At 70.3% G+C, this 25,851-nt stretch carries 28 protein-coding genes; 5 read left to right on the forward strand and 23 right to left on the reverse strand.

Annotated features, from left to right (window positions below):
* Nucleotides 1-19 precede the first annotated feature (19 nt).
* Nucleotides 20-214, reverse strand: a complete 195-nt coding sequence (gene rpmI, locus ACLBWJ_RS04235; RefSeq protein WP_005048908.1) for a 50S ribosomal protein L35 — start codon at nucleotides 212-214, stop codon at nucleotides 20-22.
* A 44-nt stretch (nucleotides 215-258) separates the two neighbouring features.
* Entirely contained in the window at nucleotides 259-918 is a 660-nt protein-coding gene (gene infC / locus ACLBWJ_RS04240; protein ID WP_240309666.1) for a translation initiation factor IF-3, read from the reverse strand.
* 227 nt (nucleotides 919-1,145) lie between these two features.
* Between infC and ACLBWJ_RS04245 the strand changes: the two genes are divergently transcribed.
* Entirely contained in the window at nucleotides 1,146-1,550 is a 405-nt protein-coding gene (locus tag ACLBWJ_RS04245; protein ID WP_023951737.1) for a DUF1844 domain-containing protein, read from the forward strand.
* 42 nt (nucleotides 1,551-1,592) lie between these two features.
* On the opposite strand, the gene ACLBWJ_RS04250 is transcribed toward ACLBWJ_RS04245, so the two are convergent.
* The 6 genes from ACLBWJ_RS04250 to ACLBWJ_RS04275 form a co-directional block, all read right to left on the reverse strand.
* The gene (locus ACLBWJ_RS04250; protein WP_269266670.1) at nucleotides 1,593-2,375 is read right to left on the reverse strand and encodes an SseB family protein; all 783 of its coding nucleotides are present in this window, start codon (nucleotides 2,373-2,375) and stop codon (nucleotides 1,593-1,595) included.
* The gene (gene priA, locus ACLBWJ_RS04255) at nucleotides 2,359-3,105 is read right to left on the reverse strand and encodes a bifunctional 1-(5-phosphoribosyl)-5-((5-phosphoribosylamino)methylideneamino)imidazole-4-carboxamide isomerase/phosphoribosylanthranilate isomerase PriA (RefSeq protein ID WP_112613795.1); all 747 of its coding nucleotides are present in this window, start codon (nucleotides 3,103-3,105) and stop codon (nucleotides 2,359-2,361) included. The genes ACLBWJ_RS04250 and priA overlap by 17 nt, the downstream gene beginning before the upstream one ends.
* A gap of 58 nt (nucleotides 3,106-3,163) precedes the next feature.
* Nucleotides 3,164-3,826, reverse strand: coding sequence for an imidazole glycerol phosphate synthase subunit HisH (hisH, locus tag ACLBWJ_RS04260; RefSeq protein WP_112613793.1), 663 nt, complete (start codon nucleotides 3,824-3,826; stop codon nucleotides 3,164-3,166).
* Entirely contained in the window at nucleotides 3,823-4,428 is a 606-nt protein-coding gene (gene hisB / locus ACLBWJ_RS04265) for an imidazoleglycerol-phosphate dehydratase HisB (protein WP_114587968.1), read from the reverse strand. Before hisB ends, hisH begins: the two co-directional genes overlap by 4 nt.
* A complete protein-coding gene (locus ACLBWJ_RS04270; protein WP_447659776.1) occupies nucleotides 4,425-5,510 on the reverse strand; it encodes a histidinol-phosphate transaminase in 1,086 nt (361 codons plus the stop codon). The genes hisB and ACLBWJ_RS04270 overlap by 4 nt, the downstream gene beginning before the upstream one ends.
* 71 nt (nucleotides 5,511-5,581) lie before the next feature.
* Nucleotides 5,582-5,941, reverse strand: coding sequence for a LysM peptidoglycan-binding domain-containing protein (locus ACLBWJ_RS04275; protein ID WP_447659777.1), 360 nt, complete (start codon nucleotides 5,939-5,941; stop codon nucleotides 5,582-5,584).
* 256 nt (nucleotides 5,942-6,197) lie between these two features.
* Between ACLBWJ_RS04275 and lexA the strand changes: the two genes are divergently transcribed.
* Together lexA and ACLBWJ_RS04285 are read left to right on the forward strand one after the other, a co-directional pair.
* Nucleotides 6,198-6,863, forward strand: a complete 666-nt coding sequence (gene lexA, locus ACLBWJ_RS04280; RefSeq protein WP_112613785.1) for a transcriptional repressor LexA — start codon at nucleotides 6,198-6,200, stop codon at nucleotides 6,861-6,863.
* A 101-nt stretch (nucleotides 6,864-6,964) separates the two neighbouring features.
* Nucleotides 6,965-8,893, forward strand: coding sequence for a prolyl oligopeptidase family serine peptidase (locus ACLBWJ_RS04285; protein ID WP_447659778.1), 1,929 nt, complete (start codon nucleotides 6,965-6,967; stop codon nucleotides 8,891-8,893).
* Between the two features lie 119 nt (nucleotides 8,894-9,012).
* On the opposite strand, the gene hflX is transcribed toward ACLBWJ_RS04285, so the two are convergent.
* Entirely contained in the window at nucleotides 9,013-10,341 is a 1,329-nt protein-coding gene (gene hflX, locus ACLBWJ_RS04290) for a GTPase HflX (protein WP_378718968.1), read from the reverse strand.
* Between the two features lie 274 nt (nucleotides 10,342-10,615).
* On the opposite strand from hflX, the gene ACLBWJ_RS04295 reads away from it, so the two are divergent.
* On the forward strand, nucleotides 10,616-11,257 hold the full coding sequence (locus ACLBWJ_RS04295; RefSeq protein ID WP_274177559.1) for a class I SAM-dependent methyltransferase: 642 nt from the start codon (nucleotides 10,616-10,618) through the stop codon (nucleotides 11,255-11,257).
* Between the two features lie 36 nt (nucleotides 11,258-11,293).
* Here ACLBWJ_RS04295 and dapF read toward each other — a convergent pair whose 3' ends face one another.
* The 8 genes from dapF to ACLBWJ_RS04335 form a co-directional block, all read right to left on the reverse strand.
* A complete protein-coding gene (dapF, locus tag ACLBWJ_RS04300) occupies nucleotides 11,294-12,163 on the reverse strand; it encodes a diaminopimelate epimerase (RefSeq protein WP_274177558.1) in 870 nt (289 codons plus the stop codon).
* Between the two features lie 9 nt (nucleotides 12,164-12,172).
* Nucleotides 12,173-12,631 carry a GNAT family acetyltransferase gene (locus tag ACLBWJ_RS04305; protein ID WP_447659779.1) on the reverse strand — a complete coding sequence of 153 codons (459 nt, stop codon included), beginning with the start codon at nucleotides 12,629-12,631 and terminating at the stop codon, nucleotides 12,173-12,175.
* Nucleotides 12,628-13,632: a tRNA (adenosine(37)-N6)-dimethylallyltransferase MiaA gene (gene miaA / locus ACLBWJ_RS04310; protein WP_447659780.1), complete on the reverse strand. Its 1,005-nt coding sequence runs from the start codon at nucleotides 13,630-13,632 to the stop codon at nucleotides 12,628-12,630. Before miaA ends, ACLBWJ_RS04305 begins: the two co-directional genes overlap by 4 nt.
* Nucleotides 13,629-15,179 (reverse strand): tRNA (N6-isopentenyl adenosine(37)-C2)-methylthiotransferase MiaB, encoded by a 1,551-nt coding sequence (gene miaB, locus ACLBWJ_RS04315; RefSeq protein WP_447659781.1) that lies wholly within the window; start codon nucleotides 15,177-15,179, stop codon nucleotides 13,629-13,631. The genes miaA and miaB overlap by 4 nt, the downstream gene beginning before the upstream one ends.
* Before the next feature lie 74 nt (nucleotides 15,180-15,253).
* On the reverse strand, nucleotides 15,254-17,002 hold the full coding sequence (locus ACLBWJ_RS04320) for a choice-of-anchor G family protein (protein WP_447659782.1): 1,749 nt from the start codon (nucleotides 17,000-17,002) through the stop codon (nucleotides 15,254-15,256).
* Nucleotides 16,999-17,760: a hypothetical protein gene (locus ACLBWJ_RS04325; RefSeq protein ID WP_447659783.1), complete on the reverse strand. Its 762-nt coding sequence runs from the start codon at nucleotides 17,758-17,760 to the stop codon at nucleotides 16,999-17,001. The genes ACLBWJ_RS04320 and ACLBWJ_RS04325 overlap by 4 nt, the downstream gene beginning before the upstream one ends.
* A 16-nt stretch (nucleotides 17,761-17,776) precedes the next feature.
* Entirely contained in the window at nucleotides 17,777-18,328 is a 552-nt protein-coding gene (locus ACLBWJ_RS04330; protein WP_282502290.1) for a signal peptidase I, read from the reverse strand.
* A gap of 59 nt (nucleotides 18,329-18,387) precedes the next feature.
* Complete coding sequence (locus tag ACLBWJ_RS04335; RefSeq protein ID WP_282502289.1) at nucleotides 18,388-19,077, reverse strand: SipW-dependent-type signal peptide-containing protein; 690 nt, start codon at nucleotides 19,075-19,077, stop codon at nucleotides 18,388-18,390.
* A 290-nt stretch (nucleotides 19,078-19,367) separates the two neighbouring features.
* Here ACLBWJ_RS04335 and ACLBWJ_RS04340 point away from each other — a divergent pair, with 290 nt between their 5' ends.
* Complete coding sequence (locus tag ACLBWJ_RS04340; RefSeq protein ID WP_282502288.1) at nucleotides 19,368-21,947, forward strand: LuxR C-terminal-related transcriptional regulator; 2,580 nt, start codon at nucleotides 19,368-19,370, stop codon at nucleotides 21,945-21,947.
* Nucleotides 21,948-21,960: 13 nt separating this feature from the next.
* On the opposite strand, the gene ACLBWJ_RS04345 is transcribed toward ACLBWJ_RS04340, so the two are convergent.
* From ACLBWJ_RS04345 to pgsA, 6 genes are all read right to left on the reverse strand, one after another.
* Nucleotides 21,961-22,461: a regulatory protein RecX gene (locus ACLBWJ_RS04345; protein WP_240309667.1), complete on the reverse strand. Its 501-nt coding sequence runs from the start codon at nucleotides 22,459-22,461 to the stop codon at nucleotides 21,961-21,963.
* 215 nt (nucleotides 22,462-22,676) lie between these two features.
* The gene (gene recA / locus ACLBWJ_RS04350; protein WP_274177548.1) at nucleotides 22,677-23,729 is read right to left on the reverse strand and encodes a recombinase RecA; all 1,053 of its coding nucleotides are present in this window, start codon (nucleotides 23,727-23,729) and stop codon (nucleotides 22,677-22,679) included.
* Nucleotides 23,730-24,008: 279 nt separating this feature from the next.
* Nucleotides 24,009-24,233: a DUF3046 domain-containing protein gene (locus ACLBWJ_RS04355; protein WP_112613755.1), complete on the reverse strand. Its 225-nt coding sequence runs from the start codon at nucleotides 24,231-24,233 to the stop codon at nucleotides 24,009-24,011.
* Nucleotides 24,234-24,248: 15 nt separating this feature from the next.
* Nucleotides 24,249-24,569 (reverse strand): helix-turn-helix domain-containing protein, encoded by a 321-nt coding sequence (locus tag ACLBWJ_RS04360; RefSeq protein WP_112613753.1) that lies wholly within the window; start codon nucleotides 24,567-24,569, stop codon nucleotides 24,249-24,251.
* 157 nt (nucleotides 24,570-24,726) lie between these two features.
* Nucleotides 24,727-25,272 carry a CinA family protein gene (locus ACLBWJ_RS04365; protein ID WP_114587978.1) on the reverse strand — a complete coding sequence of 182 codons (546 nt, stop codon included), beginning with the start codon at nucleotides 25,270-25,272 and terminating at the stop codon, nucleotides 24,727-24,729.
* Nucleotides 25,269-25,841, reverse strand: a complete 573-nt coding sequence (gene pgsA, locus ACLBWJ_RS04370; RefSeq protein WP_112613749.1) for a CDP-diacylglycerol--glycerol-3-phosphate 3-phosphatidyltransferase — start codon at nucleotides 25,839-25,841, stop codon at nucleotides 25,269-25,271. The genes ACLBWJ_RS04365 and pgsA overlap by 4 nt, the downstream gene beginning before the upstream one ends.
* Between the last annotated feature and the right edge of the window lie 10 nt (nucleotides 25,842-25,851).

Genomic DNA, 25,851 nt, shown 5'->3' on the forward strand with positions numbered 1-25,851 from the left:
TATTCGTGCGCAGCAGCGCTCAGATGCCGAGGAGCTTCTTGGCGACCTTCGCGTCGCCGGGAGCCAGGATCTTGTCGGCCGACAGGCGGCGCGTGCGCTTGGTGGGCTTGCCTTCGAAGTTGTGGCGGAGGTTCGCCTGCTGCTTCTTGATCTTTCCGCTGCCGGTGACCTTGAAGCGCTTCTTGGCACCCGAGTGGGTCTTCTGCTTCGGCATGTCTCTTCCTTCGTTGTGTTTCCCGCGAGGCGGGAGTCTGGGGGCTACTCCGCCGAGGCGGGAGCGGCGTCTTCGGTCGCGGGTGCGTCGCCGGAGCGGGCCTGGCGTGCTGCCTCCTTGTTGGCGGCACGCTGGGCGTTCTGCTCGGTCTTCACCTCGGACTTGTTCTTGTGCGGCGCGATGACCATCACCATGTTGCGGCCGTCGATCGTCGGGTTCGACTCGACGGTGCCGAGCTCGGCGACATCCTCGGCGAACTTGCGGAGCAGGCGCACACCCTGCTCGGGACGCGACTGCTCGCGACCGCGGAACAGGATCATCGCCTTCACCTTGTCGCCCGCCTGGAGGAAGCCCTCGGCGCGCTTGAGCTTGGTGATGTAGTCGTGCGCCTCGATCTTCAGGCGGAAACGGACCTCCTTGAGGACCGTGTTGGCCTGATTGCGGCGCGTTTCCTTGGCCTTCTGAGCCGCTTCGTACTTGAACTTGCCGTAGTCCATGATCTTGACCACGGGCGGCTTCGAGTTCGGGGCGACCTCGACGAGGTCGAGTTCGGCCTCCTGCGCCAGACGCAGGGCGACCTCGATACGGACGACGCCGACCTGCTCTCCAGCGGGGCCGACGAGGCGAACCTCGGGGACGCGGATGCGGTCGTTGGTGCGGGGATCGCTGATGTGCGGAACTCCTGTTCGTGCGGTGGTGGCCACCGGGACGCGAGGACGCGACCCGGGCGGAAGAGCATCGCATCCACCCCGCACGACGCGCGTGCGTCGGCATTCGTGTTCCGCACCCTGGCTACCCCGGCCGCGGTGAGACGGACGGAGCGGAGTGCATGACCCGGTAGCCTGGAACGGCAAGCGCGGGTGGGATGTGATCCTCTTTCGATCCGGAGTAGAACACTCCGGTGCCCGCACAGTCTAGCAGAGAGCGACACGTGGACACGAACCCCGCCGACAACAGCACTTTCACCGACGACGAGGCTCGTCGCCAGCGGTGGGAGGAGCAGGAGCGCGCGGCCTCCGCCGCGACCCGCGACATCGCCGACGTGCCGGCGGTCGAGGTCATCACCACCGCCGCCGTGCACCTCATGAGCGCCGCCGCCGTCAAGGTCGGGCTCGCCGACGACCCGGCCACCCAGCTCGACCTCGACGAGGCCCGCAAGCTCATCAACGCCCTCGCCGGGCTCATCACCGCCGGCGCTCCCGAGATCAGCGACATGCACGCGCGATCGCTGCGCGACGGCCTGCGCTCGCTGCAGCTCGCCTTCCGCGAGGCGTCGACGATCCCCGACCCGATCGGCAAGGGCCCCGGCGAGAAGTTCACCGGTCCCGTCAACTGACGAGCTCCCGGGCTCGAGCAGGGCTCGGGCCCGGGACCTCCGTCAGGAAGCGCGCACCAGCTTGACCGTCAGCGAGTCGACGAGCACCGCGATGCGGTCGTCGGCGGCCCACCGCGACGCCAGCCGCGACAGCACCGCGTCGAGCTCGGCGGCATCCAGCCCATCGATGAGATGAAGCCGGACGATCAGCTCGGGGCCGCGCATCCGGGCGTCGGGATCACCCGCCGCGACCGACAGGTCGAGCACCGCGAGCTCTCCCCCGATGCTGGCCTGGAGAGCGGTGAAGACCTCGGGCGAGGTGGGCGCCGGTTCCCAGGGCAGTCCCTGTCCGATCGCCCAGACGGCGGGGCGTCGCAGCACGAACTCGGTCTCGGAGCCCGGGTCGATCACGATCAGGTCGGTGTCGTCGGACGCCGCCGCCATCGCCGTGCGCACCCCGTCGGCCGGAACCGGACGCGCGACGGCATCCCACCGCGCGAGTGCGGCCACCGACGTGAAGACCGGCAGAACGCGCCGACCGTCAGGAGCCGCGACCGTGACGATCGACAGCTCCTGGGTCTTGTCGACGCGCAGCCCTGTCGGCCCGACCCCTTCGTCGCCCTTCTCGGGCACGAGCGGGATCAGCAGCCGCGCCGCGCGATACGCCTCGACGACCGCGACGGCGTCACCGGTCCCCGCGCGGAAGGCTTCGAGCGCCGCGAGCAGCGCGGGATCGGCCGAGCCGTCGTCACCGGCGTGAGGGTTCGACTCGAAGCTGCGCCCCTCCCAGGGAACGCCCGCCGAGTCGGCGGCGTGGCCGCAGCCGTCGTCAGTCTCCGGCGACATCCAGCGCCTCAGCCAGCGTGAACGCGCCGGCGTAGAGAGCCTTGCCGACGATCGCACCCTCGACGCCCAGCGGCACGAGCTCGCGCAGCGCGGCGATGTCGTCGAGGCTCGAGATACCGCCCGATGCGACCACGGGCTTGGGTGTGCGCGAGGTGATCTCGCGCAGCAGCTCGAGGTTCGGGCCCTGGAGCGTGCCGTCCTTCGTCACGTCGGTGACGACGTATCGGCTGCAGCCGGCGTCTTCGAGACGCTCGAGGACGTCCCACAGGTCGCCGCCGTCGCGGGTCCAGCCCCGGGCGGCGAGCGTCGTGCCGCGGACATCGAGTCCGACCGCGATCGCGTCGCCGTAGCGGCCGATGACATCGGCGGCCCACTCGGGGTTCTCGAGCGCGGCAGTGCCCAGGTTGATGCGCGTCGCACCGCTCTCGAGCGCGGCCTCGAGCGTCGCATCGTCGCGGATGCCGCCCGACAGCTCGATCTGCACACCCTTGACCTGCTTGATGACCTTGCGGAGCACGGCGGTGTTGTTGCCCCGGCCGAAGGCCGCGTCGAGGTCGACGAGATGGATCCACTGCGCACCCTGCTTCGCCCAGGCGAGCGCCGCGTCGACGGGGTCGCCGTAGGTCGTCTCGCTGCCGGCCTCGCCCTGGGTCAGGCGCACGGCCTTCCCGTCGGCGACGTCGACGGCGGGCAGGAGGATCAGTTCGGGGGTGGACGCGAAGTCGTTCATCACATTCCAGGGGTGGGTCGGGATGCACGCTCGTCCACGCGAGCGCACCAGAGGGAGACTAGTGGCGCGGCAGGGCGCCGATCCAATTGGCGAGGAGACGGATGCCGGCGGCCCCCGACTTCTCAGGGTGGAACTGCGTCGCCGAGAGCGGCCCGTTCTCGACGGCCGCGAGGAAGGGCGCGCCGTAGTCGCACCAGGTCAGCACGGGCTCGGCGAAGGGCTTCATGACCTCGAGGCTCCAGTCCTGGGCACCGTACGAGTGCACGAAGTAGAAGCGCTCGTCCTCCAGACCGTCGAACAGCGTCGACCCTGCGCCCGCGCGCACGGTGTTCCACCCCATGTGGGGCAGCACCGGGGCCTGCAGCTCGGTGACGGTGCCCGGCCACTGCCCGAGGCCCTCGGTGTCATCGCCGCGCTCGACGCCGTTGCCGAACATGATCTGCATGCCGACGCAGATGCCCAGCACCGGGCGCCCCCCGGCCAGGCGCCGCTCGATAATCTCGTCGCCGCGGCTCTCGCGCAGGGCGGCCATGACCGCACTGAACGCACCGACCCCGGGAACCAGAAGACCGTCCGCATCGCGGATGAGACCACGATCGGACGTCAGTCGGGCGTCCGCACCCGCGGCGGAGAGTGCCTTTACGGCCGAGTGGATGTTGCCCGAGCCGTAATCGAGGACGGCGACGAGCGGCGCGCGTCCGGTCGTGTCGCCCTCGGTCATAGGGCGCCCTTCGTGCTGGGGATGCCGTGCACGAGCGGATCGAGCGCCTTGGCCTGCCGGAAGGCACGGGCGAAGGCCTTGTACTCCGCCTCGGCGATGTGGTGCGGGTCGCGTCCGCCGAGCACGCGGACGTGCATCGTCAGGCCGGCGTTGAACGCGATCGCCTCGAACGTGTGCCGCACGAGCGACCCCGTGAAGTGCCCGCCGATGAGGTGGTACTCGTATCCCTCGGGCTCTCCCGTGTGCACGAGGTAGGGACGCCCGGAGATGTCGACGACAGCCTGCGCGAGCGCCTCGTCGAGGGGCACGAGCGCATCGCCGTAGCGGGAGATGCCCGACTTGTCGCCCAGCGCAGAGCGCAGCGCCTGCCCGAGCACGATCGCGACATCCTCGACCGTGTGGTGCGCGTCGATGTGCGTGTCGCCCGTCGCGCGTACAGTCAGGTCGGTGAGCGAGTGCTTCGCGAACGCCGTCAGCAGATGATCGAAGAACGGCACGGTCGTCTCGATCGTGCTGATCCCGGTCCCGTCGAGGTCGAGCTCGAGTTCGACACTCGACTCGCTCGTGGCACGACGGATGCTGGCCGTTCGGGGGCTGGTCATGCCTCCGAGTCTATCGACGCCAGTGCTTCGAGGAACGCGGTCGTCTCGTCTTCCGTACCGGCACTGACGCGCAGGCTGTGCGGGATGCCGACGTCGCGGACGAGGATGCCGCGATCGTAGAGCGCCTGCCAGGTGGCGCGCGGGTCGTCGACCCCGTCGAACAGGACGAAGTTCGTCCAGCTCTCGTAGGCGTGGTACCCGAGGGCATCGAGCGTCGCCGACATCCGATCGCGCTGCGCGACGATCTCGTCCACCATCCGGAGCATCGTCGACGAGTGCGACAGCGCGGCTGTCGCGGCCGCCTGCGTGAGGGCGCTGAGGTGGTACGGCAGGCGGACAAGACGCAGAGCGTCGATGAGGGTCGCGTCGGCGGCGAGATAGCCGACGCGCGCACCGGCGAAGGCGAACGCCTTGCTCATCGTGCGCGAGACGACCAGGCGCTCCCGCTCGCCGAGCAGCGTCAGCGCGGAGGGGCTCTCGCGCGGCGCGAACTCCTGATAGGCCTCGTCGACGATCACGATTCCGTCGGTGGCGTCGTACACCGCCTCGATGACGTCGAGACCGAGCGGCGTGCCGGTCGGGTTGTTGGGCGCGCAGAGGAAGACGACGTCGGGGCGTAGTTCGGAGACTTGTGCCGCGGCGGAGGCCGGGTCGAGCGTGAAGTCGGGGCCGCGCGTGCCCGCGACGTACTGCGCGCCGGTGGCTCGCGTCAGCAGCGGGTACATCGAGTACGTGGGGCCGAAGCCCATGGCGGTGCGCCCCGGGCCGCCGAAGGCCTGGAGCAGGTGCTGCAGCACCTCGTTCGATCCGTTCGCGGCCCAGATGCGATCGGGGGTGAGGCCGTGACCGAGGTACTCGGCGAAGGACTCGCGGAGGTGCGTGAACTCGCGGTCGGGATAGCGGTTGACGTCGCGCAGGGCACGGGCGACGGCATCCAGGATGTCGTCTGCGACCTCTTCGGGAACGGGATGCGTGTTCTCGTTGACGTTCAGCGCGACCGGAAGCGGCGCCTGCGCGGCGCCGTACGGGGTGAGGCCTCGCAGATCGTCTCTGAGGGGCAGATCATCCAGACTCGGGCTCATCCCACCCATGCTAGGCCGCGTCCGAGTCCGGCGTGGCCGCACCCCAGCTTCTGCGCCGAAGACGGCGGGCTTCAGCTCGCGGCGTCGTACTCGGCGGGGATGGCGAGTGTCTGGCCTGCCTCGAGCTGACCAGAGCCGAGGGCGTTCAGCCGGATGATGGCGTCGACGACGTCACGGGGGTCGGCGGCCGGCGCCACCTCTTCAGCGATCGACCAGAGCGATTCGCCCGACATGACGGTCACCGTCGTGAACGACCCCTCGGGCGCGCCCGCCTCGTTGGAGGCGAGTGCTCCCCCGCCGGAGAGCACGGCAGCGGTGACGGCGACGACGGCGGGAAGTGCGGCGATCGCTGCGATGACGCGACGTCCACGGCGCGTCAGGCGCAGACGGGTGCGGGGGGCCGGTGCGAAGCGGGCATCGATCGTGATCATGACATCTCCTCGGGAGCGGTAGGAAGATTCGCTCCCGCCTCTCGGCCGGGAGAGGCGGGTGCGAACTTCGGTTCCGAACGTATCTTCGATATTGTGTGGTGTCAACCACCCACCGAAATCGGAGACCGATCGAAGAGACACGCGGAGCGTTCCGTGATGTCGCTGTCGGATCGGGCTACCTTTTCGACAGCGAGAGCCCACCACGAACCTCCGACATCGGGTCGGGGACGGGGCGCGACGACAGGAGACCGGCGGTATGAGCGAGAAGCCGCAGACGCGACGACGCAAGAATCTGAGCGATAAGCAGCTCGCGATCCTCGAGGTGATCCAGCACGCGATCGCCCGCAACGGCTACCCGCCGAGCATGCGCGAGATCGGCGACGCCGTCGGCCTCAAGTCGCTGTCGAGCGTCACCCACCAGCTGAACCAGCTCGAGCTGAGCGGATACCTCCGCCGCGACCCCGGCAAGACCCGCGCGATGGAGGTCCTCATCGACCTCCCCGGCACGGCCGGCGAGAACCCCGCCGACGCCGCGCCCGCCCTCGGCGACGCCGCCCTCGTGCCGCTCGTGGGCCGCATCGCGGCGGGCGTCCCGATCACCGCCGACCAGCAGGTCGAGGAGATCTTCCCCCTGCCGCGTCAGCTCGTCGGCAAGGGCGAGCTGTTCATGCTCAAGGTCGTCGGCGACTCCATGATCGACGCCGCCATCTGCGACGGCGACTGGGTCGTCGTGCGGGCACAGGCGACCGCCGACAACGGCGAGATCGTCGCGGCCATGCTCGACGGCGAGGCCACCGTCAAGACGCTCCGTCAGCGCGACGGCCACACCTGGCTCCTCCCCCGCAACTCGGCGTTCGAGCCGATCCTCGGCGATGACGCCACCATCCTCGGCAAGGTCGTCGCCGTCCTCCGCACGGTCTGACCTCGCCGCACCGACGGAACTGCGGGAGGGGATGCCGCGACTCGGCGGCATCCCCTCCCGTCGTCCGGCACGACCCGGATCCGCTCGCGTAGCGTGGCGGTATGTCGCAGCAGCAACTCCCGTACGGTTCTTGGCCCTCCCCCCTGACCGCCTCGTGGGCCAGCGCGTCCTCGTTGCGCCTCGACGGCGCGCGCTTCGTCGGGGATGAGATCTGGTGGGGCGAATCCCTTCCCGATGAGGCCGGTCGCGTCGCCGTCATGCGCCGCCGCCGCGACGATTCTGTGGAGGTCGTCCTCCCCGCGCCCGGGAACGCGCGATCGCGTGTGCACGAGTATGGCGGCGGCGCCTGGACGGCGTCCGACGACGGCGAGCTGTTCTTCGTCGACAAGTCGGACCAGCGCATTCGACGCCTCCGCCCGGGCGGCGAGCCCGAGGCGCTCACCCCAGAGGAGAGCGGCACCCACTACGGCGGTCTCCGCTGGCAGCACGGCGCGCTTCTCGCGGTGCGCGAGCGCGAGCGCCCGGGGCGCACTCCCGAACGACACATCGTGCGGATCGACGGCGCGAGCAGCGATGAGAACGCCGCGAGCGGCGACGAAGCGGGAGTGACGGAGCTCGCCGGGGGCAGCGACTTCGTGGCTCAGCCTGCGCTGTCACCCGACGGATCACAGCTCGCGTGGGTGGCGTGGGATCACCCGGACATGCCCTGGGACCGCACCCGCATCCGTGTCATCGAGCTCGACGCCCCGGATCGTGTCCGTGAGCTGGCCGGCGGCAGCACGGCCGCGCTGCAGCCGGAATGGACATCGGACGGCCAGCTGTTGCTGCTCGACGAGCCGACGGGGCGCTGGAACCTCCATCGCGTCGACCCCGCGACCGGCGCGGCACCCGTCGCGGTCTCCCCCGCCGACGCCGACACGGGCGGTGGCCTGTGGGTCCTCGGCACCCGGTGGTACGCGCCGCTCGACGACGGCCGCGTCGTGGCCGTCCGCACGCACGGCTCGGACCAGCTCGTGATCGTCGACCGCGACGGCGGCGCGATCCCGCTCCCCTTCCCCGCCACCGCTCGACTGCAGATCGAGGACGTCCGCGGCAGCCGCGCCCTCGTGAGCGGCGCCATGCCCGGGGCGAGCGGGCTCTGGCTGGTCGATCTCGACAGCGGCGAGACGACAGCGGTGCGCGGCGGTACCCCCGATATCGACGAGGCATGGATCCCCCATGCCCGTCAGATCACCACCGAGGGTCCCTACGGCCCGGTGCACGCCTTCGCCTATCCGCCGACGAACCCCGATGTCACGGCGCCGACCGACGAGCTGCCGCCGTACCTCGTCTGGGTGCACGGCGGGCCGACGTCGCACGTGGGCGGCACCGCCGACGCCAAGGCGGCCTACTTCACCAGCCGAGGCATCGGCGTGCTCGACGTGAACTACGGCGGGTCGACCGGGTACGGCCGGTCGTACCGTGAACGGCTGAAGGGCCAGTGGGGCGTCGTCGACGTCGATGATGTCGCGGCGGCGGCACGCGGCCTCGCCGCCGACGGACTCGCCGATGCGTCACGGCTCGCGATCGAGGGCGGGTCGGCCGGTGGCTGGACCGTGTTGGCGGCGCTCGTCGGCACGGACGTGTTCGGCGCGGGCGTCTCGCGCTACGGCGTCGGCGATGCCCGCGCCCTCGCGGCCGAGACCCACGACTTCGAGGCGCGCTACCTCGACGGCCTGATCGGTCCCCTTCCCGAAGCGGAGCACGTGTACATCGAGCGCTCGCCGCTGAGCCACGCCGAGGGTTTCCGCGTGCCGCTGCTGCTTCTCCAGGGCGACGAGGACGCCGTCGTGCCGCCGGCGCAGGCCGAGGCCATCCGCGACGCACTCGTCGCGCAGGGCGTGCACCACGCCTATGTCCTGTACGCGGGCGAGGGGCACGGGTTCCGACGGACCGAGACGATCGTGAACGCTCTGGAGAGCGAGCTGGCGTTCCTCGGTCAGGTGTTCGGTTTCGACACGCCCGGCGTCGCGCCGATCGAGCTCGACTGAGCCCGGCGACCGCCTGGCGCTGATACGCCTGTCAGGCCGGCGATGCTGGTGAGGCCTTCCGCATCCGCGGCGGGCTCACCAGCACCGCCGAGCCTGCAGGTGTATCGCCGACCGCGGGCTCAGACGGCGTAGGGCGCGAGCTCAGCCGCGAGACGCTCGGAGACGTGCGCGTGCACGGCCGTGCCGTCCTCCTCGTGCGAGGTGGCGACGATGTGGCCGCTCTCGTGCACGGCCGAGATCAGGTCGCCACGGTCGTACGGCACGAGAGCGCGCACCTCCACCGCCGGCAGCGGCAGCGCATCCTCGATCGCGGCGCGCAACTCGTCGATGCCCTCACCCGTGCGCGACGACACGAAGTGGGCCGTCGGCTCGAGCCCGCGCAGCAGCAGCCGCGCATCGTCGTCGACGAGGTCGGCCTTGTTGAAGACGACGAGCTCGCGGGTGGCGCGAGCGCCCACGTCGCCCATCACGTCGCGGACGGTCGCGAGCTGCGCGGCGGGGTCGGGATGCGAGCCGTCGACGACGTGGACGATGACGTCCGCGCCCGAGACCTCCTCGAGCGTGGACCGGAACGCCTCGACGAGCTGGTGCGGGAGATTGCGGACGAAGCCGACGGTGTCGGTGAGCGTGAACACGCGCCCGTCGGCGGCCTCGGCCCGACGCACCGTGGCATCCAGCGTCGCGAACAGAGCGTTCTCGACCAGGACACCCGCGCTCGTCAGCCGGTTCAGCAGGCTGGACTTGCCGGCGTTGGTGTAACCGGCGATCGCCACCGAGGGGATCGTGTTGCGCCGACGCTCGGCCCGCTTCGCCTCGCGCGACGGCGCGAACTCCCGGATCTGCTTGCGCAGCTGCGCCATGCGGGTGCGGATGCGGCGCCGGTCGAGCTCGATCTTCGTCTCACCGGGACCGCGCGAGCCCATGCCCGCACCGCCCGCGCCGACCTGGCCACCGGCCTGGCGGCTCATCGACTCGCCCCACCCGCGCAGACGCGGCAGGAGGTACTCGAGCTGCGCGAGCTCGACCTGGGCCTTGCCCTCACGGCTCTTCGCGTGCTGGCTGAAGATGTCGAGGATGACGGTCGTGCGGTCGATGACCTTGACCTTCGCAACATCCTCGAGGGCGCGCCGCTGGCTCGGCGCCAATTCGGTGTCGGCGATCACGGTGTCGGCGCCGACCGCGGCGACGAGGTCGCGCAGCTCGGCGGCCTTGCCGCGTCCGATGTAGGTGGCGGGGTCGGGATGCGGTCGGCGCTGCAGAACGCCGTCGAGCACGACCGCACCGGCGGTCTCGGCCAGGGCCGCGAGCTCGCGCAGCGAGTTCTCCGCGTCCTCGTGCGACCCCTGGGGATACACGCCGACGAGCACGACGTTCTCGAGTCGCAGCTGTCGGTACTCGACTTCGGTGACGTCCTCGAGCTCTGTGGACAGGCCAGGGACACGGCGCAGCGCCGCGCGCTCCTCGCGATCCCACTGGTCGCCGTCGGTGTCTCCGTACGACACCGTCGACTCATCCTGCAGCGCCTGCGCGCCGCCGAAGACGCGGATCGACGAGCGCGTCTCCGCGCTCGCGAGCACGCGATCGACCGGGTCCACCGCGATGTCGCCGTCGCCGTCGGGGGTGGTGATATGCGTCATAACTCTCTTCCCGGGATGCCCGTGCCCGGGCATCCGTGAATTCTAGTCTCCCGCCGGTACGTCCGGCTCCGATACGCTCGGATGCATGGGGAGCGATCACTACTTCAGCGCGTCCCCGTCCAGCGAACAGAACCTCCGCCGTATCCGCGTGACCCTCGCGGGTCACGCCGTCGAGGTCACGACCGCGGGCGGGGTGTTCAGCCCTGACCACGTGGATTCGGGTACAGGGGTTCTTCTGGCCAATACTCCGCCGGCACCGTCCGGTGGGGATTTCCTCGACCTCGGCTGCGGCTGGGGGCCGATCTCGCTGTCGCTGGCTCTGGAGTCGCCTCACGCCACGGTGTGGGCCGTCGATGTCAACGAACGGGCTCTCGACCTGGTGCGACGCAACGCCGCTGATCTGGGACTCGGTAACGTCAACGCCGTCCTGCCCGACGATGTTCCCGACGACGTCGTATTCCGGACCATCCGCTCCAACCCGCCGATCCGCGTGGGCAAGAACGAGCTCCACGGGATGCTGCAGCGCTGGATACCCCGTCTGGCTGAACGAAGCGACGCGTGGCTCGTCGTGCAGCGCAACCTCGGTTCGGATTCCCTCCAGCGCTGGCTGGCCGCGACGTTCGACGACGGCTACGGCGTCTCGCGCGCCGCGACCGGACGCGGTTTCCGCGTGCTTCGGGTGCGCCGGCACGGCACTCCCCCGACGGGCGCGATCGAACTGCCCTGACCGGCGGCCGGACGTCCGGATGCCGCGGCGCTCGGATCAGTCGGCGAGGGTGACCTGCCCCGAGAAGACCAGCGTCGCGGGGCCCGAGAGCAGCACGTGCTCGCCATCGGCCTGCCGCACGATGCGCACGCCCAGCGTTCCGCCCGGCACGTCGACGGTCCAGCGGTCGGGTGCCGCAGCCCCGGCCCAGTGACGCACGGCCAGAGCGGATGCCGCGACCCCGGTGCCGCACGACAGGGTCTCTCCCACGCCGCGCTCGTGGACGCGCATCCGGATGGCCCCGACACCGTTCTGAACGAGCGGCTCGGCCGGAACGACGAACTCGACGTTCGCGCCGGCGGACGGACGAGGCTCGAGGGTGGGCTGTACCGTCAGGTCGAGGCCCTCGAGTTCATCCTCCCCGGCGAGCGCCACGACGACGTGGGGGTTGCCGACGTCGATCCCCTGCCCGGGGCGGGCGACGCCGAGCCCGCGTGCGCGGACGAGAACGTCGCCGTCCTCGGCCCGCCAGGTTCCGAGGTCGACCTCGAAGCCGTTGTCGACCCGGGTGATCGTCTTCACTCCGGCACGCGTGCCGATGCGGAGGCCGGCATCGATCGAGGCGAGGCCGGCGTCGGCGAGGTAGCGCGCGAAGACCCGCGTTCCGTTGCCGCACATCTCGGCCTTCGAGCCGTCGGCGTTGCGGTAGTCCATGAACCACTCAGCGCCGGCGGCAGCGGCATCCGCCCCCTCGGGGATCGCGGCCGAGCGGACCACGCGCAGCAGCCCGTCGGCGCCGATGCCGACATGGCGATCGCAGAGCGCTGCGATCTGCGCGTCGCTCAGGTCGAGGTCGCCGTCCGGGTCGGCCAGGATCACGAAGTCGTTGCCGGTGCCGTGCCCCTTGGTGAACGCGAGAGTCGCCATGAGCCCAGCTTAGGCGGGGCCGCCCGGGCCATCGACGACGAGGCGCTTGCCCGCGGACCACACGGTGAACGCCTCGTAGCCGAGCTCGTCGTAGAAGCCGCGCACCGCCTCGTTCTCAGGCCGCACCATGAGCTGCACCTTCGGACACCCCATGGCCTCGAGCAGGCGCTCGGACTCCGTGACGAGCAGGCGCCCGATGCCGAGCCCGCGGTGAGACCGAGCCGAGGCGAGGTAGTAGAGCCAGCCGCGGTGTCCGTCGTAACCGGCCATCACGGTGCCGACGACGGCTTCCGCCGTCCCGTCGACAGGCTGATCGACGGCCACGAGGAACAGTTCGGGCTGCACGGTGAGTTTCCGCCTGATGTCGGCACGCGGGTCGTTCCAGGGACGGGTGAGACCGGCCTCGTGCCAGAGCCGGATGACGGCTTCTTCATCGGCGAGCGCGAATGCGCGCACGGTGATGCTCACTGTTCCTCCCGTTCCGACCGGGGCACTGCCTCGCCCGGTCCGGCCACCGCCCCGATAAGGGACGCCGCGTCGACCTCGCGGGCGTCGACCCACCGCACGCTCTCATAGCGCTTGAACCACGAGACCTGCCGGCGCGCGTAACGCCGCGTGAGGGCCTGCGTCTCGGCGATGGCCTCGTCCTCGCTCAGGTCGCCGCGCAGCTGCGCGAGTGCCTGCGCGTAGCCGATCGCCCGGCCCGCCGTCACACCGCGTTCGAGGCCCTGCCGTCGCAGCGCCTCAACCTCGTCGAGCAGCCCGGCAGCCCACATCCGTTCCACGCGCACGTCGAGCAACGGGACGAGCTCGTCGCGCGGTACCGCCGTGCCGATGATCCGCGTCCGCGGCATCCAGAGCACCGGCGCCTCGGGCAGGGCTCCGCCATGCGTCTGTCCACCCGATGCCAGCACCTCGAGCGCGCGCACGATGCGGCGGCCGTTCCGCGGGTCGATGCGATCGGCCGCCTCCGGGTCGGCCGCGCGCAGGCGCGCGAACAGATGTCCGGCACCGTGTCGCTCGAGTTCGTCCTCGAGAATCGCGCGCAGCCCCTCGTCCCGCGGCGGGAAGCGGAAGTCGAACAGGACGCTCGACGCATACAGCCCGGAACCGCCGACGAGGATCGCGTCGGCTCCGCGGCCGTGGATCGCCGCGATCGTGTGGCGCGCGACTTCCTGGTACCACGCGACCGCGGCCTCCTCGGTGACGGCGAGCGCATCGAACAGGTGGTGCGGGATGCCGCGGCGCTCGGTCTCGGGGAGCTTCGCCGTCCCGATGTCCATGCCGCGGTACAGCTGCATCGCGTCGACGTTGACGACCTCGGCCGGGCGGCCGCGTGCGGCGAGCGCTGCGGCGAGGTCGAGGGAGAGACCCGTTTTGCCGGTGCCCGTCGCCCCGACGACGGCCCACAGGATCGGCGCTCCGGCAGCCTCGCTGACACCGGTGCCCGGGCCCGAAGCTGTCGTCACACGCCGACGCGCAGGGACGGCAGCCCCAGCGAAACGGAGCGCGGACCGCCATCCGACGAGGCCGGAGCCGGCACGCCGCATGACTCGGCCAGCGAACGGTCCCACGCGTCACCTGCTCGGGTACGGCGGACGCGCAAAGGCGAGCCGTCCGCACTGTCGGCCAGCAGATGGAAGGGGGCTGCGTGCGTCACGGTCACCGTCACGACATCCCCCGGTCGCGGGGTCTCGGAGCCTTCCGGCACCTCGAAGTGCACGAGGCGGTTGTCTTCTGCGCGCCCCGTGAGCCGGTGCGTCTCGGCGCCCTTCTTGCCGTCGGCCGACGAGACCAGCACGTGGACCTCACGGCCGAGCTGCTTCTGGTTCTCCTCCAGCGCGATGCGGTCCTGCAGGGCGACGAGGCGTTCGTAGCGCTCCTGCACGACGGCCTTGGGCACCTGGTCGGGCATCGTCGCGGCGGGTGTGCCCTCGCGGATCGAGTACTGGAAGGTGAATGCGCTCGCGAACCGGGACTGCTCGACCACCCGCAGGGTGTCTTCGAAATCGGCGTCGGTCTCGCCGGGGAACCCGACGATGATGTCGGTCGAGATCGCCGCGTGCGGGATGCGCTCGCGCACGCGGTCGAGGATCCCCAGGAATCTCGAGCTGCGGTACGACCGGCGCATCGCCTTCAGGATGCTGTCGGAGCCCGATTGCAGCGGCATGTGCAGCTGCGGCATGACCGCCGGCGTCTCGGCCATGGCGTCGATGACGTCGTCGGTGAACGCCGCCGGATGCGGACTCGTGAAACGGATGCGCTCGAGGCCGGGGATCTCCCCCGCTGCGCGCAGGAGCTTGCCGAACGCCTGTCGGTCGCCGAACTCGACACCGTAGCTGTTCACGTTCTGGCCGAGGAGGGTGACCTCGATCGCCCCGTCGTCGACCAGCAGACGGATCTCGTTCAGGATGTCGCCGGGACGGCGGTCCTTCTCCTTGCCGCGAAGGTGCGGCACGATGCAGAACGTGCACGTGTTGTTGCATCCGACCGAGATCGACACCCAGCCGCTGTAGACCGAGTCGCGCTTCGTCGGGAGAGTCGAGGGAAAGGTCTCGAGCGATTCGAGGATCTCGAGCTCGGCCTCGCCGTTGTGCCGCGCTCGCTCGAGCAGGCCCGGGAGGGCCCCCATGTTGTGCGTCCCGAAGACGACGTCGACCCACGGCGCCTTCTGCTGGACGGCCGCCTGGTCCATCTGCGCGAGGCATCCGCCGACGGCGATCTGCATACCGTCGTGCTTGTCTTTGCGCGACTTCAGGTGCCCGAGGGTGCCGTAGAGCTTGCCGGCCGCGTTGTCGCGCACCGCGCAGGTGTTGATGACGATGACGTCGGCCTCGGTGCCGGGATCAGCCGGGAGGTATCCGGCGCTCTCGAGCGAACCCGACAGGCGCTCGGAGTCGTGGACGTTCATCTGGCAGCCGAAGGTGCGCACCTCGTACGTGCGCGGGCGGCCGTCGGCGGCGCGCGCCGCGAGCGACGGCGCGATGAGGGTGGGTGCGCTCGAGGGAGTCGACATGATTCCCTCATTCTACGAGCGTGCTCGTGGGGTCGACCCGCGAAGGCCGACCCCACGATCGGTGATGGGCACCGTCAGGGCGCAGTGACCGGACCCGCCGACGCCGTGGCGAACGTCGTGGCCGCGATACCGCCGAGGCCGTCCGCCAGTCCGAGCCGCAGGGCAGCGACCTTGTACTCGGCGGTCGACTCGCCCGACGCCGCCGTGAACGTCGCGTCCGGCGGCGCGTTCGGCTGATCGGGCTGGACATTGACCATCAGCGATACCACCGACGGCAGAGCGTCGACCACGGAACCGAGTGCCGTGATGACTGCGGTGATCGCCGTCGCGAGCGTGCCGCCGAGGGTCGTGAGCGCCCCGGTGATCGTGGTCGAGACGGTGTTCGCAACGGCCGTCGTGAGCGGCGTCGCCAGCCCCGACACGTCCCGGACAAGCTGGCCCACGGTGGTGCCCAGGCCCAACGCGCGTAGGAGGGTGTCGATCGTGCCGCTCAGACCCGCCGCCTCGGCTGTGACCGTCAACGTTGGCGAGGTGCCGTCGATGAGCGCCCCCAACGGCCCCACGAACCCGATGTCAGTCGTCAGCACATTCAGGCCGGGAAGGATGCCGATGCCCGGCGCCGCCACGACGGCTTCGAGCGCGACGGTGACCGTCGCCTCACGGAGCTCCGCGGTGAGCGCAGCGACGATCTGCGACGACCAGTTGTCGAGCAGGACGCCGGCTCGATCCACGATCGGGTTCAGCACGGCGTCGTTGAGGACGATCTCGGTGTTCGGTGCCGCATTGTTGAGGGAGGGCAGCAGGGCGTCGAGGTCGACGTCGATCGTGCCCGCCTGCAGGTCGATCGTGACGACCCCGTCGGTGAGAGGCGTGTTCAGCAGCGTGGCGACCGACCCCAGGAGGTCGAGTCCGGTGATCGAAACGTTCCCACCGACCGTCGTGGTGAGGATGCCGGGCAGCCCGGCGTCGACCCCGGCGCCGATGGACGAGCCGATGAGCCCGCCCGGACCGGTCAGCTGACCGACCACGCCGCCGAGCGTGTTCACCGCGGTGGTGGTCGTGCTCACGAGGCTCTGGACGACCGGGGCGTCGAGCTGCAGTCCGAGCCCGGCGATGCCGTAGTCCCGCACGACGGCGCTCGCGGGCGCCGTCTCGCCCCACAGCTGATCGCGCAGCAGCGCGCACCCGTCGACCTGCGAGCTGGCCGCGACCGCGCCGACCTCGAGGTTGGCGTCGGCGATCCCGGTGACGGCCGGGAGGATGCCGCTCAGCCCGACGCGCGCACGTGCGGGCAGGGATGCCGGGGGCATTGTGTCCGACACGAGCACGGCCCCGGAGTCGTTGACGAGCCCGGACGCACCTGCCACCGAACCGTCGGCGGTCACCCTCGCATACTGGTTCACGGCGCCCAGTGCCGCTCCCGGCAGACCGACGGTGAAGCCGGTCAGGTCGACGTTGATCGCGCTGAGACCCGTGACGTCGAAGGGGTTGGCGTAGACGTACGATTCCGGCGGTGCCGAGCCGAGGTCGATCGCGTTGGAGGGCGACACGGTGACGTCGCCCGCTCCGCCCAGGGTGAGAGCCATCTGCTCGAGGTCGGCAATGGGGTCCAGGTCGAGTCCGAGAAGCGAACCGCTCACGAAGCGACCGGAGGCGACACTGGCGAACCCCGTGCCGTCGGTGCAGTCGAGGGTGGAGGTGCCGACCTCACCGTGCACCCACTCCGCGGTGTTCCAGGAGGCTGTGGTCGCGGTCACGGTCATCGGCACACCGATGACGGCCACCGCCGCGATCGCGACCGCGAATCGGGTTCGAGTTCTCATGCGCGGGCCTCCCGGCGGTGCAGGCGCAGGGCGAGCCCCGCGACGAGGAATCCTCCGGCAAGTGCCAGCACGGCAGCCAGAGCGGACAGGTCGCCTCCCGTCGCGGGGAGCCCGGGCAGACCGGAGCCGGAGGCCGGTGCAGCCGGGGGCTGTGGCTGCGGCGGGACGGCGTCGTCGATGGCGACAGCCGTCAGCACGAGACCGACGTCACCGGTCAGCCCCATCAGGGTCGTGTCGGCGCGGGCTTCGTCGCTGTCCTCGACCCCGATCGTGACAAGAAGGCTCACCGGCTCCGCCGCAGCGAGGTCGGGCAGGTCGAAGGTCGGGCTGGAGAAGCGGTAGTCGTCCGTAGGAGACGCCACTGTCACGGGTGCAGCACCCGATGCGCAGACCGGCGCGTCGGGCAGTCCCGTCCACTCCTCGGCACAGGACTGCACCCCGATCTCGAGGCCCCGCGGGTGCGCGACGAGGTCGCCGTCTTTCCGCAGCTCGAGCGCGAGAGTCGCGGTCGACGCATCCTCCAGTCGTGCCTGCACCTGCCACGCGCGCGTCTCGCCAGGGCTCAGATCTCGGAACTCCGCGGGATAGGGGTCGGCGGCGAGCACGAGGCGTCCGGGGGTACCCGTCTCGGGCACCTCCACGAGGGCCGCGTTCGCGGCGCCCGCCAGCAGGACCGTGCCCGTCATCAGGAGCGCGACGGAGCCCGCGGCAGCCGAGACGACGGCGACGCGATGACCGTGCGACGATGCACGTTTCATGGGTGGTTCTCCTTGTTCAGGTCTCGTGGGCGTCGGTGTCGGCGCGCGTCGGGGTGGGCCAGAGCGCCCAGGCGATCGCAAGCGCGATGGCGACACTGGCCGCGATCATCACGGGCGGCGTCTGCGCCCACAGCACCACCGAGCCGAGTGCGGGCGCGCTCGCGAGCACGCGAGGCGCTTCATCGACGACATAGGTCTGGCTGTCGGCGAACTCGTTGTCGTCTCCCTGGAGCGTCAGCTCGCGCTGGGCCGGCGCGGCCGCGACCTCGTCGATCGCGACGATCCGATGCGTCACCGGCTGCCCGGTGTCGGGGCGAGGCACCGTGACGACGTCACCGATACGCAGGTCCGCGGCATCCGTCAGCTGTGACACCGCAGCCGTTCCGACGGGCATGGTCGGCGACATCGAGCCGGTGACGAAGACGACGATCGAGAGTCCCCACAGCCAGGCGGCGAGAAGCCAGGCGATCGTGACGATGCCGATCACGCCGATCAGCGTGATCACGACATCGCGGATCCGGCCGAGCCGGGAGGGGCCGACGGGATCGGCTCCCCCCGACTCAGTCATGCCGCCGCCGTCTCGAGCCGCCGCAGGCGTCGTCGAGGATGGCGTGCGTGGACATGGGATCAGGACTCCGCCTGGAACTCCCACGCGGGGGCCACGGTCAGCCCCATGTAGTCGTCGATCGTCGTCCCCGGCGCGAGCGTCAGGGGATCGGGGAGCGAGATCTCGAAGCAGTACACCTGAGTACTGCCGGCGTCCTCGAGGAGCGACTGGCCGGCGCTGCCGCCGGTCGTCGCGAGCGGGCCGTCGGCGATGAGGGTCGTGGTCGTCCCTGCGGCGAAGGCGGTCGCATCGCACGTGAAGGCGGCCGTGGCCGTCGCGACGCGCACGTTCAACGCGCCGAAGAGCAGTCCCGCGGTGTCGTTGGTCGTCACGCCTGCCGCCGGAACGGCGGGCTGCAGATCGACGTCGCCGGCGACCGAGCCCGGCGCCGTGCGCAGTGCGACGGCCGCGTAAACGGTGTCGCCCGGAGCAAGGTCGAGGGCATCCGGACCGAAGACGATCTCCCCACCGGGGTTGGCGGGCTCGTTCACCCAGTCCGCTGCCGTGGTGTAGGGCGCGACGGTGTTCTGTTCGACGGAGAACGTCGACGTGCCGACCCCGGGGCCGCCGGCGCCGTCGCCGCCGAAGACCCATTCGGTGTCGGTCCAGGCCGCGAGCGTGGCGGTGACGCCCAGCCCCAGTGCTGCCCCGCCGGCAGCGATGGCGAAGACCTTGCGGCGGGTCGTCCCCCGTGTGGTGGCAGTTTTCATGGTCGGAGTTCCCCTCGTGTCTACCGGCCTCGTGTCAGCCGGATCCGGTGTGATTCGAGGCGACGCTAGGGCGGGGCGACAGCGCCACGACAGCGATCGACCGGCGCCTCAGTGGAGAAATGAGTAGCGCCGCCCCCGCAGGCCGCCGTGGTGCGACCGCGGTGTTCGCGAATCAGTAGAAACTCAGCCCAACCTCAGTAGTCCACGGGGCACCTACCGATAGCCGCGCCAGGATCGTCTGGGTAGGTTGTGAGCGTGAGCCGGATCTCGCTGGGGAGAGGAGCTGAGGCATGGCAGGGTGGGAGCGCCCGGAGGAGTCTCGAAGCGGAGATGACGCAACAGGCGACGTCATCGGAGACGGGAGGCTGCCGGATGCCGTCGCCGGCGCACTCATCAGTGGTCGATCGATCGTCATGGGCGGGCCGCTCGGATCGGGGAAGAGCTTCCTCCGGTCACGCGTCGTCGACGTGCTACAAAGCCGCGGCGTCGATCCCGTCGTCGTCCGAGCGTCAGCGGTGCTCCGTCGCACCTACGCCAATGTGCTCGAGGCGGCATCCGACCCTCGCGCCCTCGCACTCCTCCACGACGGGTCGGCCACGGCCACCCCGATCGTGGTCGTGGACGACGCGCAAGAGCTCGACGCGGTGTCGCTCGCCGCGCTGTTCCGAGCGGTCCATTCGGGGCGTGCGACCGTTCTCATGGCGGTGACCGAGCCTCGCCTCCCCACGAGCAGGACCGACGAGGTCGTCGACGTCATTCACGACCTGTGGCTGTCAGGCTCGGCCGATCGGATCGAACTCTCCCGGCTCTCCCCCCGGGACGCTGACCGGCTCCTGACCGTGTTCGCACCCGGCGACCCGTTCGACAGCGTGACGCGCGCCGCGATCCTGTGGTCGGCAGATGGTTCGCGGCTTCTGCTCCGCGCGCTCGTCGACGCGAGTCTCGCGGCGCTGGCGGAGGACCGTGACCCGATCACAGCCATCGCCGACGGCGCATCCTACGAAACCCTCGCGGCCGCGCTCCACGCCCACGTGCGAGATCTCGATGACGACCAACTGCGTGCGCTCGTCCTCATCGATCGAGCGCCCGGCATCTCCCGCTCCGAGGCGACCCGGCTCGTGTCCGCGTCGGTCGTGAACGAACTGCGGGCATGCGGACTGGTGTACGACGACAACAGCGCAGGTCATCGGCTCAGCGCCAACCGCGTGCTGGCGCGCGCTGCAGCGCGCGCACTCGGCAGACAGCGATCCGAGGCGGTGATCACCGAGGCGCTGGATCGGCTGTTGCGAGACGACGGTCGCTGGTGGAGCGCTCCGCTCGCCCGTCTCCTGGCAGACCGCTGGTTGCGCACCGTCGCGCGTCCCACCGACCTCGACGGCATCTCGCCGGACTTCATCGAGCGCGTGATCCTCGACGCGGCCCGTGAAGCGAACGACGCCGGCGATGCAGCCGACGCCGGCGCTTACGCCGCGTGGATCACGAGCGACGTCGACACACCCGCGATCCGGCTCGAGCACCGTGTCGCGACGGCCAGCCTCGATGACGGGCACGCGGCGCTACCGGTCCTCGACCTCGCCGACAGCGAACGGCGGCGGGCGCACGCACTCGTGACGGTGCGGCCCGCCGATGGTGAACGCGCAGCCGCGGACCGACATCACACCGTTCCCGACGACGCCCTCGTCCGATCCCGCCAGGCCGTCGCCGATCTCCGCCTGCGCGACGCGGTCGTCTTGACCGAGCACGTCCGCCGCAATCCGGCCACATCGCTGCTGCGCGATCGGGTCGATGTCGAGCTTCTCGCCGGCATGGCCCGTGCCTACCTCGGCGAGACCACCGCGATGCGCGAAGCCCTGGACCGCGCACTGCGCCCGTTCGCGTCGGGATCGAACCTCGACGACACCCTCGATCGTCTCGCGGCGCGCTCGTACGACCTCGCGTGCCACACCGTCGCGGGAACCGATGACCGTGAAGCGGTCGACCGACTGAATTTCGAACGCGACATGGCCGTGCGGGCGGGCGGCCCCGCGCTCGCGGCGGCATCGCTCGCGGCCGTCTTGGTAGAGGTCAGACGTGGCCGCGCCCTCGCCGCGCGACGTGAACTGCGCGCGGCCGCCGACCGAGCGCCTCACCTCGGCGGCGAATCATTCACGATGATCGAGCTCGAGACGGCGTACGGCCTCGCTCTGTTCGATCATCCGCGGGAGGCGCGGCAGTTGCTCGGCGCCATCGACGTGTCGTCCTCGGCGAGCCGGATGCTGCGGCAGTCTTTCGCAGCGACGTCGTCGGTCGTCGCCGCAGCCGACGGCAGGCTCAGTGAGGCGCATGCCCATGCCGCAGAAGCCTGGGCGCTCAGCAGCGTGACGGATGCCGTCATGCTTCAGGTCCGGGACGTGCACCGTCTCGCGGTCCTCGGCCACCCTCATGTGGAGCAGACGCTCGACGTGATGCGCGGGACGATCGCGGGTGTCGAGGCCCCGTGCGCGCAGGCGCTGCTGCGCGACGCCGAGTCAGCCGCTGCGGAAGGCGAACGCGCGATGGCCGTGTCTGCCGGTACGCTGCAACGGTTGCGCGCAGCCCTATCCATCCGCGAGGGTCGCGACGTCGCCGCGGTATCCGCACCCCACAGCTCGTCCAAGCTGCTCACGACGCGCGAGCGCGAGATCGCTCACCTGGTCGCAGACGGCTTGTCGAACCGCAGGATCGCCGAGGTCCTCTTCGTGTCCGTGCGGACCGTGGAGTCGCACATCTACCAGGCGCGGGCGAAAGTCAACGCTTCGACGCGACGAGAACTCGCCGCAGCCGTCGCAGGCGAACACAGGCCCGAGAAGCGGCCGACGTCACCGCCCTCGCAAATGAACGCGCGGCGGTGATCGTTCGGATCCGTCAGCCGTCTTGCTCCGAGAGCGCCTGACGAGCTGCATCCAGCGCGACGGACCCGCGGAAGCCCCGGCGCGCGAGTTGCCCGTGCAACCGCCGAAGTGCGACGTCGTGATCGAGCCCCGACATCCCGCGCGCGCGCTGCCGAGCGAACTCGAGCGCGCGCTCGGCTTCGTCGTCGGGCAGCGACGCCATGGCGATGTCGATGACCTCGCGGTCGAGGCCGCGACGAGACAGGGTCTGCGCGATCGCGGTGGCGCCTTGCGCCTTGCGCCCGAGCGCCCCGTCGAGCAGTTGCTCCGCCAGCCGACTGTCATCGAGATAGCCGTTGTCGAGGAAAGCGGCGATGACGGCATCGGCGTCAGCCTCGGCGAGTTCCGCCTCGCGCAGGACGTCGCGAGCCTCGCGCACGGACAGCGACCTGCCGCGCAGGCGTTTGAGCAGCGTGCGCTCGGCACGCGCGCGCACGGCGGCATCGTCCGCGGGGGCTTCGTCAGCGGACCTCACCGCTGCCGGCTCGACGGGAGCCGGTCGAACCGCGGGCGACGGACGGGAAGCAGCTGTTCGCGGTTCGGTGGTCCAGGTGGTGTGCCACTTCTGGCCGTCATCCGGGACGCGCGCGCTTCGCGGGCGAGGCGCCGACGGGGCGGCATCCGCTTGCCCGAAGAGCGGGATGACGGGGGCGAGGCGCTCGGCCTCGCCCCCGTCGTGATCCGTAGCGCTCACGCCGGGCGGCGCGCCGCGAGGTCGTCGCCCTGGACCGGAGCAGGGGCAGCGGGCTGACCGATATCGAGCTTCTGCTTGATCTTGTTCTCGATGTCGGCGGCGATGTCGGCGTTCTTGATCAGGAAGTTGCGGGCGTTCTCCTTGCCCTGACCGAGCTGCTCACCGTCGTACGTGTACCAGGCGCCCGACTTCTTGACGATGCCGTGCTCGACACCGAAGTCGATCAGGCTGCCCTCGCGAGAGATCCCGACGCCGTAGAGGATGTCGAACTCGGCCTGCTTGAACGGCGGCGCCATCTTGTTCTTGACGACCTTGACGCGCGTGCGGTTGCCGACCGCTTCGGTACCGTCCTTCAGCGTCTCGATACGGCGGATGTCGAGGCGAACCGACGCGTAGAACTTCAACGCCTTACCGCCGGCGGTCGTCTCGGGCGAGCCGAAGAAGACACCGATCTTCTCGCGCAGCTGGTTGATGAAGATGGCCGTCGTCTTGGTCTGGTTCAGGCCACCGGTCAGCTTGCGGAGCGCCTGCGACATGAGGCGTGCCTGCAGACCGACGTGAGAGTCGCCCATCTCGCCCTTGATCTCGGCCTCGGGAACGAGCGCAGCGACGGAGTCGATGACGACGAGGTCGATCGCCCCGGAGCGGATCAGCATGTCGGCGATCTCGAGCGCCTGTTCACCTGTGTCGGGCTGCGAGACCAGCAACGCGTCGATGTCGACGCCCAGCTTCTGAGCGTAAGACGGGTCGAGCGCGTGCTCGGCGTCGATGAACGCGGCAATACCGCCCGCACGCTGCGCGTTGGCGATGGCGTGCAGGGTCAGCGTCGTCTTACCCGATGACTCGGGTCCGTAGATCTCGATGATGCGGCCACGCGGGAGACCTCCGATGCCGAGAGCGACGTCGAGGGCGATCGACCCCGTCGGCACGACCTCGACGGGCGCGCGCTCGTCGGAGCCGAGGCGCATGACCGATCCCTTTCCGAACTGACGGTCGATCTGGGCGAGGGCCGATTCGAGGGCCTTCTCGCGGTCAGCGGGTGATGGCATGGCGTGCTCCTTATGCTCGCGTTTCCGACGCCTGTAGGCTGTCGCGCTCCCGGCTCGGTGCCGGGATGCTGCGACAAGGCATGGTGTGTCTCTCGACGCTGTCCACGGTACGGAGGGCCTCCGACATTCGTCGGCTACCGGGCCGTATCCGGGGATCCTCGACGGGATGAACCACCTGTGCAGGACACTACGCCCGTTTCGAACGAATATTCGACGACACGCCGCAACATCCGGTTCAGCATCGAACACGCACGGCGTCGGCGACCGCACGTGGGACCGTCAGCGTTCCCGCGGATCCAGCCGCCCGACCCCGTAACGTCGGGGCTCGGGTACGTCGGCCTCGACGCACAACGCGAGCCATACGGCGCGAGGCGGCTCGCCGTCGGCCAATGCCTGGCGCGCGGTGCGGTCGCCCAGCGGCCCCAGCGCGAGATCGTCGATCAGAGCAGGACCGCGGCCGGCGAACTCCGCCTCGACGGCGCGATCGAATTCACTGCGACGCATCGGACCGCGCGAAGCTCAGTGCAGCGAGAGCTCGGGTGCGATGAGGTCGTTGTCGAGACCCGCGATGTCGTCGGGCACGACATCCGAGAGCACCGGCAGCCCCTCCAGCACGGAGATGCGGTCGCCGACTTCGCGCATGATGCTCGAGATCGGCACGTCGAGGGCTTCGGCCACCGCGGCGAGGATCTCGCTCGATGCTTCCTTCTGACCGCGCTCGACCTCGCTCAGATAGCCGAGCGCGACGCTGGCGCGGCTGGCCACCTGCCGGAGCGTGCGACCCTTCTGCAGGCGGAGGTCACGCAGAACATCGCCGATCTCCTGTCGAACCAAGATCATCTCGGACCCCCTCCTTCGTCGTGGTGCTGGCTTGTCCCGGGTGGACAACGGTATCTCATCAGCACGCCACCCTAGCCCGCACCTGCTGTGGGTCGGATGAGAGTTGACATGCGCTGCTCACGATGACAAGAACCGCGATCGCCGCTCGTCTATTCCGTCACAGCGCGTCGAGCGCCAACCGGATCGCCCGGGCGGTGGCCTCCGCGCGGATCTGCGCACGGTCGCCCCCGAGGTGCAGGCTCTCGACCCGCACACCGAGCGCCGTCGCCACCGCGATGTGCACCGTTCCGACGGGCTGTCCATCAGGTGAGCCCGGTCCCGCAATACCGGTCGTGGCGATGCCGACATCCGCCACTGCATCGCCCGGCCCGAGCGCGGCGCGCGCACCCTCGGCCATCTGACGCGCGACCCGCGGGTGCACCGCCCCATGCGCCTCGAGCAGTGCGCCATCGACGTGGAGCAACCGCTGCTTCAGCTCGGTCGCATAGGCGACGACTCCGCCGCGCACCACCGACGACGCTCCCGAGACCGCGACGAGCTCGGCGACCACGAGTCCGCCTGTCAGCGACTCGGCCACGGCGAGCGTCCACCCCAGCTCGCCGAGTCGCTCGATGAGGCGCTCAGCGTCGGTGCGCCGACCCGGCGAGACGAGTGTCGCCTCGACATCATCCGGGAGGTCGTGGACATGCTCGCGCGCCGTCACGACCCCACTCCGCTCCGTCGCGCGCCGCGGACGGCGGTGATGACGTAATCGATGCCGCTCGCGACGGTCAGCAGCACGGCGATCCACATCGCGATGCCGTTGACCACGTGGATCCAGTCGCCGACGATCGTCCACAGCGGCAGGAGGGCCAGTGACAGTGCGATCGCCTGTGCGACGGTCTTGAGCTTGCCCATCCACGCCGCGGCGACGACGTGATCGCCCGCGACGATGAGCCGATGCACGGTGATGCCCAGCTCGCGCACGAGCACAACGATGGTGACCGCCCAGGGAAGCTCGCCGAGCATCGAGAGCCCGACGAAGGCCAGGCCGGTCAGAACCTTGTCGGCGATCGGATCGAGCAGCTTTCCGAGATCCGTGACGATGCGGTACTTGCGGGCGAGGTACCCATCGATGCCGTCCGTCGCGATCGCGACGATGAAGAGCACGCCGGCCCACCAGCGCAAAGCGCCGTCCGCTCCCCCGTCGACCAGCAGCAGCCAGAGGAAGACGGGGGCGCACAGGATGCGCGCGATCGTGATCGCGTTGGGCAGTTGCCGAGGGATCGCCACGGAGCCGAGC

Source organism: Microbacterium sp. M4A5_1d, assembly GCF_053345465.1.